This window comes from Dickeya zeae NCPPB 2538 (assembly GCF_000406165.1).
GTDB lineage: Bacteria > Pseudomonadota > Gammaproteobacteria > Enterobacterales > Enterobacteriaceae > Dickeya > Dickeya zeae.
The window spans coordinates 720,200-732,289 of sequence record NZ_CM001977.1; the positions used below are offsets into that span (position 1 = coordinate 720,200).

At 42.2% G+C, this 12,090-nt stretch carries 13 protein-coding genes; 12 read left to right on the top strand and 1 reads right to left on the bottom strand.

Translation table 11 applies throughout. From position 1 onward, the window contains the following. The 11 genes from DZE2538_RS03315 to DZE2538_RS03365 are packed head-to-tail and all read left to right on the top strand — an operon-like array spanning window position 1 to window position 9,010. Window positions 1-852, top strand: coding sequence for a glycosyltransferase (locus DZE2538_RS03315; RefSeq protein WP_152486117.1), 852 nt, complete (start codon window positions 1-3; stop codon window positions 850-852). Between the two features lies 1 nt (window position 853). Next, window positions 854-1,759: an FkbM family methyltransferase gene (locus DZE2538_RS03320; protein WP_038915582.1), complete on the top strand. Its 906-nt coding sequence runs from the start codon at window positions 854-856 to the stop codon at window positions 1,757-1,759. After that, complete coding sequence (locus DZE2538_RS03325) at window positions 1,753-2,514, top strand: glycosyltransferase family 2 protein (protein ID WP_038915583.1); 762 nt, start codon at window positions 1,753-1,755, stop codon at window positions 2,512-2,514. The genes DZE2538_RS03320 and DZE2538_RS03325 overlap by 7 nt, the downstream gene beginning before the upstream one ends. Next, window positions 2,511-3,134: a PI-PLC domain-containing protein gene (locus tag DZE2538_RS03330; RefSeq protein WP_038915584.1), complete on the top strand. Its 624-nt coding sequence runs from the start codon at window positions 2,511-2,513 to the stop codon at window positions 3,132-3,134. The genes DZE2538_RS03325 and DZE2538_RS03330 overlap by 4 nt, the downstream gene beginning before the upstream one ends. Window positions 3,135-3,142: 8 nt before the next feature. Then, complete coding sequence (locus DZE2538_RS03335; protein WP_023638936.1) at window positions 3,143-3,769, top strand: HAD family hydrolase; 627 nt, start codon at window positions 3,143-3,145, stop codon at window positions 3,767-3,769. A gap of 2 nt (window positions 3,770-3,771) precedes the next feature. Beyond that, window positions 3,772-4,491, top strand: coding sequence for a glycosyltransferase family 2 protein (locus DZE2538_RS03340; protein ID WP_023638937.1), 720 nt, complete (start codon window positions 3,772-3,774; stop codon window positions 4,489-4,491). Beyond that, window positions 4,478-4,798, top strand: coding sequence for a cupin domain-containing protein (locus DZE2538_RS03345; protein ID WP_023638938.1), 321 nt, complete (start codon window positions 4,478-4,480; stop codon window positions 4,796-4,798). The genes DZE2538_RS03340 and DZE2538_RS03345 overlap by 14 nt, the downstream gene beginning before the upstream one ends. Window positions 4,799-4,813: 15 nt before the next feature. After that, window positions 4,814-5,848 (top strand): GDP-mannose 4,6-dehydratase, encoded by a 1,035-nt coding sequence (gene gmd, locus DZE2538_RS03350; protein WP_038915585.1) that lies wholly within the window; start codon window positions 4,814-4,816, stop codon window positions 5,846-5,848. Next, on the top strand, window positions 5,848-6,738 hold the full coding sequence (locus tag DZE2538_RS03355) for a GDP-mannose 4,6-dehydratase (protein WP_038915587.1): 891 nt from the start codon (window positions 5,848-5,850) through the stop codon (window positions 6,736-6,738). Before gmd ends, DZE2538_RS03355 begins: the two co-directional genes overlap by 1 nt. After that, a complete protein-coding gene (locus DZE2538_RS03360) occupies window positions 6,684-7,877 on the top strand; it encodes a glycosyltransferase family 4 protein (protein ID WP_330217006.1) in 1,194 nt (397 codons plus the stop codon). Before DZE2538_RS03355 ends, DZE2538_RS03360 begins: the two co-directional genes overlap by 55 nt. Continuing rightward, complete coding sequence (locus DZE2538_RS03365; protein ID WP_019846237.1) at window positions 7,877-9,010, top strand: glycosyltransferase family 4 protein; 1,134 nt, start codon at window positions 7,877-7,879, stop codon at window positions 9,008-9,010. Before DZE2538_RS03360 ends, DZE2538_RS03365 begins: the two co-directional genes overlap by 1 nt. Window positions 9,011-9,073: 63 nt before the next feature. Here the strand turns inward: DZE2538_RS03365 and DZE2538_RS03370 are convergent, their stop codons facing one another. Next, window positions 9,074-10,960: a polysaccharide biosynthesis protein gene (locus tag DZE2538_RS03370; RefSeq protein WP_038915590.1), complete on the bottom strand. Its 1,887-nt coding sequence runs from the start codon at window positions 10,958-10,960 to the stop codon at window positions 9,074-9,076. A gap of 151 nt (window positions 10,961-11,111) precedes the next feature. Here DZE2538_RS03370 and DZE2538_RS03375 point away from each other — a divergent pair, with 151 nt between their 5' ends. Continuing rightward, window positions 11,112-12,086: a UDP-glucose 4-epimerase family protein gene (locus DZE2538_RS03375; RefSeq protein ID WP_038915591.1), complete on the top strand. Its 975-nt coding sequence runs from the start codon at window positions 11,112-11,114 to the stop codon at window positions 12,084-12,086. Window positions 12,087-12,090 lie beyond the last annotated feature (4 nt).

Genomic DNA, 12,090 nt, shown 5'->3' on the forward strand with positions numbered 1-12,090 from the left:
TTGTATACAACGAGTTGTATCGGCAGTCGGATTTCTACAGATTATTCTTTTGTTATAGTTGCAGCACCTTGGATACATATAAATAAAAATATTTTCTCATGTCCTGTCGCTTGCATAGGTTTAGATGCAATACCTAATATTTATGCATTTCATGATATAGGTAATCACCCATTAAGAGAGTTTGCCTGGCGTCATAAAGTGGGATTTGAGTATTATGATATGATCCTATCTATATCAGAAGATAGTAAGGAGCAGATCTCTTCGTTTACGTCAAGACGTGAAAGGATATACTCGTTACCACCGTTTAAACCAGCCGGTTTTAATGATATTGAAAATTCAGACATTGAACCAAGAAAGAAATCTATAATTCTAGCCGCCCCTTTTGATGAGAGAAAAGGGTTAAAATATATGCCAGAGATAATTAATAAAACTGATGTAGATGAGTTAATTATCTTTGGCGGAGTTCGCTGTTCTCTTGATAGTTTGATGGGTTTTTTCAAATCAATAAATCTTGAAAAGATTGAGTGGTGGTACTCTGTTACAACACTAAAGCAAATTGAGCTATACAAGAAATCAAGAATGCTATTATTTCCATCTTTAAATGAAGGGCTTGGATTGCCTGTATTGGAGGCATTGGCTTGCAATAGACCAGCAATAGTATCTGATATAAAGCCATTAAATATTTTAGTAGATAAAGAATACATTATTCATTTTGATAATTTAATAGATAGTACTTCTAAAATAAATAATGTATTTAACTCGGATTATCCCGTTCATGAGTTCGATTGTAAGTGGAGTGGGGAATATCTAGTAGAGTTCATTAAAGATATAACTAATTATACAGGTGTTTAATGTGAGTGATATTATTCTAGATCTTGGGGCTAATGTCGGTGGGTTTTCTTTAGAAGTGGCTAAAAGGAACTCTAATATTATAATTCATGCTATAGAACCTTATCCAAAATTAGCCGATACCCTAATTCAGAAAGCTAAGGATGAATGTATTGATAACCACATAGTTCACCAGGTTGCGATCTCTGATGAAGAGGGGGAGCATACGTTCAATATATCGTCTGAATCTGATGGTGGGACATCTAGTCTTCTAGATTTTTCAACGGAACATTTGCAACAGGATGAGTACTGGGCGACTCGAATAGACTTAAAATACTCTGAAAAAATAAAAGTCAAAACTATGCCACTGGAGCATTTTCTTGATGGCTTAGTGTTCGATCGGATCTCGTTTATCAAAATAGATATCCAAGGGTTAGACCTTACTGCACTAAAGTCAGCGGGTAAATATTTAGATAGGATTGATGCTGGTATGCTTGAAGTTCCAGCAACCAAAGATTGCTCCTTGTATGCAAAAACTGATGATGATTTATATTCTGCACTGAAATTTTTAAATGAAAATGGGTTTAAAATTCATAAGATAAAACCTAATGATCCTGCATCAAATGAGTTTAATGTTTTCTTTTGTCGAAATGAACTCTCTTATGAATTGTTAGAGAGAAATTTGAGTCTTCGAGAAATGCATTATTATGATGGTAAACACTATTGGCATTTTCCTTCTTTTCGCCAAGAGTATCCAGAAGAGCATATTATGCATCTGACGAATGCTTTAGCTGAAGCCCGCGAAGAAAACAATCAACTCAAGATGAAAAATGATGAATATCTTGAAATGAACGTCATTTTTATAAAAAAATCTATTTTTTATAAGTTTTTAAATTATTCAAAAAATCTAATTGAGGTTGAAAAATGCTAAATATTGTTATTCCTATGGCTGGCGCTGGTAGTCGTTTTGCGAAGGCTGGTTATGCAGACCCGAAACCTTTGATTAAGGTACATGATATTCCCATGATTCGTCTCGTTATTAATAACTTGGCGCCAAAAACGAATCATCGTTTTATTTTTATAATACAGAAAGAGCATAATAATAAATATGGGATCGCAAGTGAGCTGCATCGCTGGGCTCCTGGGTGTGAGGTGGTGACACTAAATGGCTTATCTGAAGGGGCTGCTTGTACGGTTCTTTCTGCTAAAGAATTTATAAACAATGATGACCCATTGATGATTGCTAATAGTGATCAGTATGTTGATATTGATATAAATAATTACCTTAATACACTGGAGTCTGGCTCCCTGGATGGCCTGATAATGACTATGACTGCAGATGATCCTAAATGGTCATTTGTTGGATTCGGTGAGGAAAATCTTGTCTCTAGAGTCGTTGAAAAAGAAGTCATATCAAACGAGGCAACTGTCGGTATCTATAACTTCAAGCGTGGATCTGATTTTGTTCATGCAGCAGAGATGATGATATCTAATGATGAGCGTGTTAATGGTGAGTTTTATGTTGCACCTGCATATAATTCTCTAATAAAAAATGGAAGGAAGATAGGTGTTTATAATATAGGAGAGGAATCGAATGGTATGTATGGCCTCGGAATACCTGATGATTTGAACCTCTTTCTTTCCAAAGACGTATCATTTAGAGCAACAAAAGGCATCTCAAAATGAAAATTATTTCTCATAGAGGATATTGGAAAGATACTAAAGAGAAAAATACTCTTGAAGCATTTTCTCGTTCCTTTGATAAAGGATTTGGAACAGAAACTGATATTCGTGATTACAAAGGAAAATTGGTAATATCTCATGATGTACCTGATGAGAACTGTATTCTGCTTTCTGATTTTTTCCAGTGCCTGGCGGGGCGAAATCTCACTTTAGCTTTAAATATTAAAGCAGACGGGCTAAGAGATTTATTAGTTAAGGAAATGGAAAGTTTCAACATTACTAATGCTTTTGTTTTTGATATGTCTGTACCAGACCAGAAACTTTATTATGAGCAATCTGCTGTCCGAGTTTATACCAGAATGAGTGAGCAAGAGAGATATCCTGCATTTTACCAAGAATCACATGGTGTATGGTTGGATTCATTTTTTGAACATTGGTACGATGAAACTGATATTGAAAAGATTCTTTCTGATGGGAAAGAGTTATGTATCGTATCTCCTGAACTGCATAAACGCAATCACTTGGATTTTTGGGGTAATATCAAAGAGCACGGTATATCCGATTCAGATAAAGTTGTTCTCTGCACCGATTTTCCTGAAGATGCTGTTACTTTTTTTAGGTGATGACTTATATGATAAAGGCGATAATTTTTGATATGGATGGTGTTCTAATTGAGGCTAAGGATTGGCATTACGATGCATTAAACCGTGCTCTCAATTTATTCGGCTATAACATTAGTCGGTATGATCATCTTACTAAGTTCGATGGTTTGCCTACTAAAGATAAGCTGAATATGTTAAGTAAAGAATATTCACTACCTAGCGAACTCCACTCCTTTATTAATGAGATGAAACAGCATTATACAATGGAGATTGTTCATACGCATTGTAAGCCTATGTTTATTCATCAATATGCGCTTTCAAAGCTAAAAAGCGAAGGATACAAACTGGCAGTAGCATCTAACTCTATAAAAAATTCGGTAGTGACAATGATGGAGAAGGCCTGCTTAAGTGATTATCTCGATATAATGCTCTCTAACGAGGATGTTCGCAAAGGAAAACCAGACCCTGAAATTTACATTACTGCTATTAATAAGCTAGGTGTTCTTCCCAGTGAGTGTGTTGTGGTTGAAGATAATGAAAATGGGATTAGAGCTGCACTAGCTGCTGGAGCTAATGTTCTGACTGTTGATGAGGTAACCGATGTCAATTATAAAAATATTAAGAACTTCATTTTAAAAACAGAAGGGGAACGGTAATAATGAATATTATTATACTTGCTGCTGGTGAAGAATACATAGCATCGAAAGATAATAAATACCCTCTTTGTTTAACAGAGCTGCATGGTCGTTCTATTATCCAACATATTGCAGACTCTTTAAATTTTGAAAATAACGAAATCCTCTTCATTTTCCAAGAAAAACACATCAGAAAGTATCATTTATCTACAATTGTTGAACTACTGTCATCGGGTAAAGGTCTCGTAACATCTGTGCCCGAAAATACTGCCGGTGCTGCCACATCAGCACTGCTAGGGGCCGTTAGCCTGAATCAAGATGAGCCGCTACTGATAATAAGTAGCAATCAATTGACTGATATTGATTATGATTGCTTTACTAAAAACATGCTTGATATGCAGTATGATGCAGGCACTGTAATATTTGAAGCCATTCATCCACGATATTCATTTGTTAGTTTAGATGATGATGGCCTGGTTAATGAGGCGTCAGAGAAGAAACCGATTAGTAAGAATGCAACAGCAGGCATTTATTGGTTTAAGTCGACAGCTCTTTTTGTCGATTCGGTAAAGAATATGATAAGAAAAGATGCGAGAGTTGATAGTAAATTCTATATCTGCCCTTCGCTCAATGAGGTTATTCTCGACGGTGGTAAAGTCGGAGTATTTAGAATCGATAAGGATGACTATCACCCACTGAAAAATGTCTATCAGGTTGAGGAGTTCTTCAATGAAGCTAGATAATTTAGATAATATGATCGGTGGATGGTTCGTTGGCGCTTTTTCTCCTGCCGTCGTTAACACCAGTGATTGTGAGGTTGCTGTAAAACGATATTTGAAGGGTGATAAAGAGTCTGCCCACTACCATAAGATTGCGACTGAAGTTACTGTCGTTGTCGAAGGGGATATTATGATGTCTGGGCAAGTGTATTCTAAAGGTGATATTATTGTGTTACAGCCTGGAGAGGTAACTGATTTTACAGCATTGACCGACGCTGTAAATGTTGTTGTAAAACTACCAGGTGCTTTAAACGATAAGTATGTTATCTAATTCTGAGATTACTAAATGAAACGTGCAATTGTTACAGGTATTACTGGTCAAGATGGTGCTTACTTGGCTGAGCTATTATTGAGTAAGGGCTATACAGTGTATGGTACTTATCGTCGTACTAGTTCTGTAAATTTCTGGCGTATTGAAGAGCTAGGTATCGATAAAGACCCTAATTTGCATCTAGTAGAGTACGATTTGACAGATCTGTCAGCCAGTATTCGCCTGTTACAAGACACTCAGGCAACAGAGGTCTATAACCTTGCTGCTCAGAGTTTTGTTGGCGTCTCTTTCGAACAGCCAGTAACCACGGCTGAAATCACTGGCATAGGGCCGCTAAACCTTTTAGAAGCCATTCGTATAGTAAATCCCAAAATTCGCTTCTATCAAGCATCAACGTCTGAGATGTTCGGTAAGGTTCAGGCTATTCCACAGGTTGAAAGCACACCTTTTTATCCGCGTAGCCCCTACGGTGTGGCAAAGTTGTATGCACACTGGATGACTATAAACTATCGCGAGAGCTATGGTATTTTCGCTTGCAGCGGTATTCTTTTTAACCATGAGTCTCCATTGCGTGGTCGTGAGTTTGTGACGCGAAAAATTACCGATTCAGCAGCCAAAATCAAACTTGGTAAATTGGATGTGCTGGAGTTGGGTAATCTTGATGCAAAACGCGACTGGGGCTTTGCAAAAGAATATGTCGAAGGCATGTGGAGAATGTTACAAGCAGATTCAGCGGGTACGTATGTGCTTGCGACTAATCGTACTGAAACTGTGCGTGATTTCGTCTCTATGGCATTCAAAGCTGCTGGTTTTACATTGAAATTTAAAGGATCTGCAGAAAACGAAGTAGGTATTGATGCGGATACGGGTAAAGTTCTTGTTCGTGTGAACCCCAAATTCTACCGCCCTGCGGAAGTGGAGTTACTCATTGGCAATCCTGCATATGCTAAAGAGAAACTCGGATGGGAACCAAGAACTACGCTGGAAGAACTTTGCCAAATGATGGTCAAAGAAGATATTCGTCGTAATGAAGCAGGGTTTTCTTTCTGATGATAGAAAAACGTGTCTTGATAACCGGGATTCAGGGCTTCACAGGCCGCTATATGGCGGCCGAAATGGCGGCATCTGGATATCGTGTTTTTGGGTTAGGAACGAAAGCATCATCTGAAAAAAATATCTATTTGGCTGACTTGGCGGATCGCGCTTCACTTGAATATGCGATCAATGAGGTTCAACCTCATGTCGTTATTCATCTCGCCGCGTTGGCCTTTGTTGGCCATGGCGATCCGAATGATTTCTATCAGGTGAATGTCATTGGCACCCGCAATTTACTTGAGTCTCTGGCTCAGTTGAAGCAAACACCAGAAATGATATTAATTGCCAGTAGCGCCAATGTTTACGGTAACCGTTCCGAAGGTGCCCTGTCTGAGAACACTTTGCCAGATCCAGCAAATGACTATGCTGTTAGCAAACTGTCCATGGAGTTTATGACTCGTCTATGGATGGATCGTTTGCCTATTGTTATTACCCGCCCGTTTAATTATACGGGAGTAGGGCAGGCTGATAGTTTTCTTCTGCCAAAGATTGTTTCTCACTTTAGGCGTAAAGCTGAAGTTATCGAATTGGGCAATCTGGATGTTTGGCGTGATTTCAGTGATGTACGTTCTTTGGTTCAGGCCTATGCCCGCCTAATTGATGTGAAGGCGTCTGGATGTGTTGTCAATGTTTGCTCTGGTAAAACATATAGCTTACGAGATGTTGTTGCTCTCTGTGAGTCTATCTCTGGTCACAAGATTGAAATCCAGGTGAACCCTGCATTTGTCAGGGCTAATGAAGTCAAAACATTGTGTGGTGATGCTAGCCTGTTATGTTCTATGATTGGTGAGTGGCAGTCGCTGAAATTGGAAGACACTCTCCGTTGGATGTTGGAGTCAAAGTGAGAGTTATATTATCCGTTGAGCCGATCCGGTTTCCGCTAACAGGTATTGGACGCTATACTTGGGAATTGGCATCCGCATTGATGCAATCGTCTCAGGTCTCGGAGTTGAAGTTTTTTGCAGGAAGGCGATTTCTCCCTGAGCTCCCGGTAGCTCAGGAAAATGCAGGATTTCAACATGGTGTGAAGAGATGGGTCCAAAAAAGCTATATCGCAACTGAGGCGTATCGGCTATTAATGCCGTTGCTGAAGCAGAATGCATTAAAAGGGTATGACGATTACATTTACCATGGGCCTAATTTTTTTCTCCCTCCATTTCCAGGGAGGAAAATTGCTACCTTTCATGATTTATCGCCTTTTACCTGGCCTCAGTGTAATACACCACAACGAATTCGCTTCACCCAGAAAGAATTGCAAAAAACGATCTCCTCTGCAGATGCATTGATCACCGATTCAGCCTACACTCGGCAAGAGGTAGCTGATTACTTTAATTGGCCTATTGAGCGTATTTATTCTGTCCCGTTAGCCTGCTCGGCTGATTTTCATCAACGAACTCCAGAGATGTGTCATGAAGTATTGTCACAGTATGGTCTGAAGCATCAGGAGTATTCTTTATATGTTGGTACGATTGAGCCGCGTAAGAACTTAATTGCACTGTTAGATGCATATTCTAGAATACCTATCGATTGTCGCCGACGAATACCTCTTATATTAACGGGGTATCAAGGGTGGCAGAATGAATCTATTATGCATCGAATAGATTCGGCCCAACGAGAAGGATGGGTTCGTTATCTTGGTTATTTACCTGCCAGAGAGCTACCGGTTCTGTTTTCTGGTGCGCGAGTGTTTTGTTTCCCTTCATTGTATGAAGGATTTGGTTTGCCAGTGCTTGAAGCGATGGCATCGGGTGTTCCTGTTGTTTGTTCAGATTCGTCTTCTTTACCTGAGGTTGTGGGGGATGTCGGTCTTATGTGCAAAGCTGATGATATTGAACAAATGACAACCTTGCTGATTCAGGCTATTGAGGATGATACCTGGAGGCAGACCTCTATTATTAGGGGAATACAGCGAGCAGGTGAATTTTCTTGGCAGCAATGCGCCAGCAAAACAATCGAAGTTTATAAAGAAGTTATTAATAGATAATGAGAATATTACATTTTTTTAAAACATATTATCCTGTAGCCTATGGTGGTGTACAACAAGTTATTTATCAACTGGCAGAAGGCGCTTCCAGGCAAGGGGCTACTGTTGATGTACTTTCATTGAGCCCTGATGGCTCATCCAGAGATGGGGTTATTGGGCATCACCATGTTCACACATCCCGGCAAGATTTTTATCTGGCTTCAACAGGATTTTCTTTATCGGCAATAAAAGATTTCAAGGAGTTGGCCAGGAGAGCAGATATCATACATTATCACTTCCCATGGCCTTACATGGATCTGGTGCACTTTATTGCGAAGATAGATAAACCTGCAATTGTTAGCTACCATTCAGATATCGTAAAACAAAAATATCTGCTTAAGCTCTATCAGCCACTAATGAAGCGCTTTCTGAATAGCGTTGATAGTGTTGTTGCCTCGTCACCAAACTATGTTGCTACCAGTCCAGTGCTGAAGTCGTTGATAAAACCGGTAGAGATTATCCCATTTGGTCTGGATCCTGACTCTTATCATCAGTCAACACAAGCCGCCCTTGATAAATGGAAAGGCCGATTTGGCGAGCGTTTTTTCCTATTTGTAGGCTTCTTGCGCTACTATAAAGGGTTATCATTTTTGCTCGAAGCCATGAGAGATATTGATTACCCACTGGTTATTGTAGGTGAGGGACCTTACGAAAATGAATTGAAGTCGCAGGCTATTTCGTTAGGTTTGAAGAATACTCATTTTGTGGGGGCTCTATCCGATGAAGATAAATGTGCGCTATTTGAGTTATGTTATGGTGTAATATTTCCTTCCCATCTTCGCTCTGAAGCTTATGGAATGACATTAGTTGAAGCTGCGATGTATGGTAAACCGATGATTTCCTGTGAGATAGGAACCGGAACAACCTATATTAATCAGGATCAGTTAACCGGTATCTCGGTGCCCCCGGCCGATCCGGCAGCACTAAAAAATGCACTAATGACGCTGTGGATGGATATTGAAAAATCCCAAGAAATGGGGAGACTAGCGAAACAGCGGTTTAGTGAGAATTTTACTGCAGACCATATGGTTAATAAATATATGGCCCTTTATAAAAAGGTTATTGCAAATCATAAAAAAGATAAGAATATTTAGCTATAGGGTGCCATGCACCCTATAGCCTTTCCATAATCAAACTATAATCGTATGTAAAACATACTAGTTCGTGTCTGTATAACAGCTGATATTATAGCCTGTTGGTGCTTGAAGCAGTGTTTCTTTAATTTTATTAACATCAAAGTTGTGGCAATAAAGATCAAGCAATTTCAATAGAGAGTCCATCTCTTGCCAGCTCAGCTTCTCTTCCTGGGCAGTCATAATTTTAGGATGACTGGTGCCTTCAACATTTTCACCGATCAATAACTCTTCGTAGAGTTTCTCCCCAGGGCGTAATCCCGTGAACTTAATCGCGATATCGCCTTCTTCTGCGTGCCCCTGTCCTTCTATGTAGCTCTTCATCCCCATCAGGTTGATCATCCTGCGGGCCAAATCGAGTATTTTGACCGGTTCGCCCATATCCAGTACGAACACCTGCCCGTTAATTCCCATTGCACCCGCCTGTATGACCAACTGCGACGCTTCAGGAATGAGCATGAAATAACGAATAATATCTGGGTGCGTCACGGTGACTGGGCCACCCTGCCGGATCTGCCTTTTAAACAGTGGTACAACAGAGCCGGATGACCCCAGCACGTTCCCAAATCGGACCATGGTAAATGTGGTCTGGTTTTGGCGCTCTGCCAATGCTTGTAAAATTAATTCCGCCATCCGTTTGCTGGTGCCCATGATATTGGTTGGACGCACCGCTTTGTCTGTGGAGATCAGTGTGAAATTTTCCACCCCTTCGGCTATCGCTGCTTCGGCGCAGGCCAATGTACCAAATACGTTGTTGCGGATCCCTTCAATCACATTCTCTTCAACCAGCGGCACATGCTTGTAGGCGGCGGCATGGTAAATCGTTTCGACTTGGTGGGTATGAATCAGCTTTTGCACCCGGTTCTGCTTTTGTACCGAACCTAATGCTGTGACGATTTTTGTCTCAAGCAGGAGACGCTTTTTGATGCCCTGCAGCTCCTGATCGATGGTATAGAGGTTGTATTCGTTGAGTTCAAACAACACCAACGTTTTTGGGCGCTGGGCCAGAATTTGACGGCAAAGCTCTGAACCTATCGAACCGCCAGCGCCTGTCACCATCACCGATTTTCCCGTAATGTTTTTCGCCATCAGGTTTTTATCGGGCGCAACCGCTTCGCGTCCCAGCAGGTCAGCAACATCCAGGTCACGTATCTCTGTCGCAGTTGCTTTGCCTGCCGCGATATCTTCAACCGAGGGAACAGACTGCACTTCGATGGGCCAGTGGGAGAGTCTTTCAAGTAATCTTAACCGCTGGCCTTTGTGTATATTATTGATAGCTAAAAGTAATTTTACAGGCTGATAGAGTGGTTTTAGCTTTTCGAATTCATTACTGTGGTGCACTTTGATACCACAAATGATTTGGCCTACCTTCTTCTCGTCATCATCAAGGATGATAACGGGGTGATATTCATCGCCCTGAATCAACGCGTAAAGTAAGTCTCGCCCGGTTGCCCCTGCTCCGTAAATAAACACGTTCGGTTTCTGGCGCTTATAGTAGTGATAATAGAATGTTCGTATCAGTACGCGAGGGCTGCCCAAAGCGAGAGTCGCCAGACCCGCGTAAATAAACGGTACGCTGCGTGGGACAAAAGACTGAAAAAAGAAGCTACTCAATGCCAGGCTGACAGCGGATAAAATAACCGATAGAAATACATACCCCATCGCGGGCAGCATCATGTAGCGCAGCACGGCGCGGTACATGCCGCAACGTATGAAAACCAGGATTGTGATGGATAACGTGACAACGACGCTGGCTATTTCAGCTGCGCCGATTTGAAAATCAGTGGTACCTAAACGGACGGCGACGGCCAGATACAATGAGGCCACAATGGCAACAACGTCATAGAATACAGTCACTATGCGTTTGGTGGCTCGCTCTGCACTAAGCAAAAGCGGAATAAGTTTAAACATCAGAGCCTGAATGTCCGTGTGCGACAATAGAGTGGTATTAGCGGACTATTTTAGTTGCCTAACAATGTCTTGACCAGATGTGCTCATCTTAATTTTAGTTATGGTGTTATGCCGGGTATTATGAGCCGGGCTATTCAGGAAGGTAATCTCATTGAAAATCTTAGTAACGGGAAGCCGGGGATTTATCGGTAACCGGGTGGTTGCGTTGGCGAATGAGCAAGGCATTCGCTGTGTTTTGCATGTCAGCGAACACAGCAACACAACCGACAGTCGCATGATTCGTGCCAATCTGACGGCAACGACAGACTGGGCACCGGCACTGCAGGATGTGGATGCAGTCGTACATTGCGCCGCCAGAGTTCACCAGATGCAAGATGGCCCCGACGCACTGGCATTGTACCGGGAAACCAATGTCGCAGGGACATTGCGTCTGGCGCAGCAGGCGGCGGAATCGGGTGTGAAGCGGTTTGTCTTTGTGAGTTCAATTAAAGTGAATGGCGAGGCAACGCAACCGGGGGCGCCTTTTCAGCCGGATGTGGCCGTGCCGCCGCTTGACCCTTACGGTTTGAGCAAATATGAGGCGGAACAGGGCCTGATGCGTTTGGCCCAGGAGACCGATCTGGAGGTGGTGATTATTCGCCCGCCGTTGGTGTATGGCCCCGGTGTAAAAGCCAATTTCCGTGCCATGATGAATTGGGTTCACAAAGGCGTGCCGCTGCCGCTGGCGGCGGTACATAATCAACGTAGCCTGGTGTTCGTTGATAATCTGGCTGACCTGATTTTGCTGAGTGTGCGTCATCCGCAGGCGCCTGGGCGGGTGTGGCTGGTATCGGACTGTCATGATGTCTCTACCGCTGACTTGCTGGCGGACATGGCCATGGCGCTGGGGGTTAAAAACCGCTGCTGGCCGCTGCCGTCGTGGGTATTGAAAGGTGCTGCGACACTGTTGGGAAAAGCAGCCGTGGCGGAGCGCCTGCTGGGCTCATTGCAGGTCGATGTGAGTGAAACCCGGCGACAGCTTGGCTGGCAGCCAGCCATTTCCTATCATCAGGCGATTGCCATCACGGCGCGGGCGTTCCTGTCGGAAATGCCCGGCGCATCTGAGTCTCTATCCAAAGAAGGTTGACCGA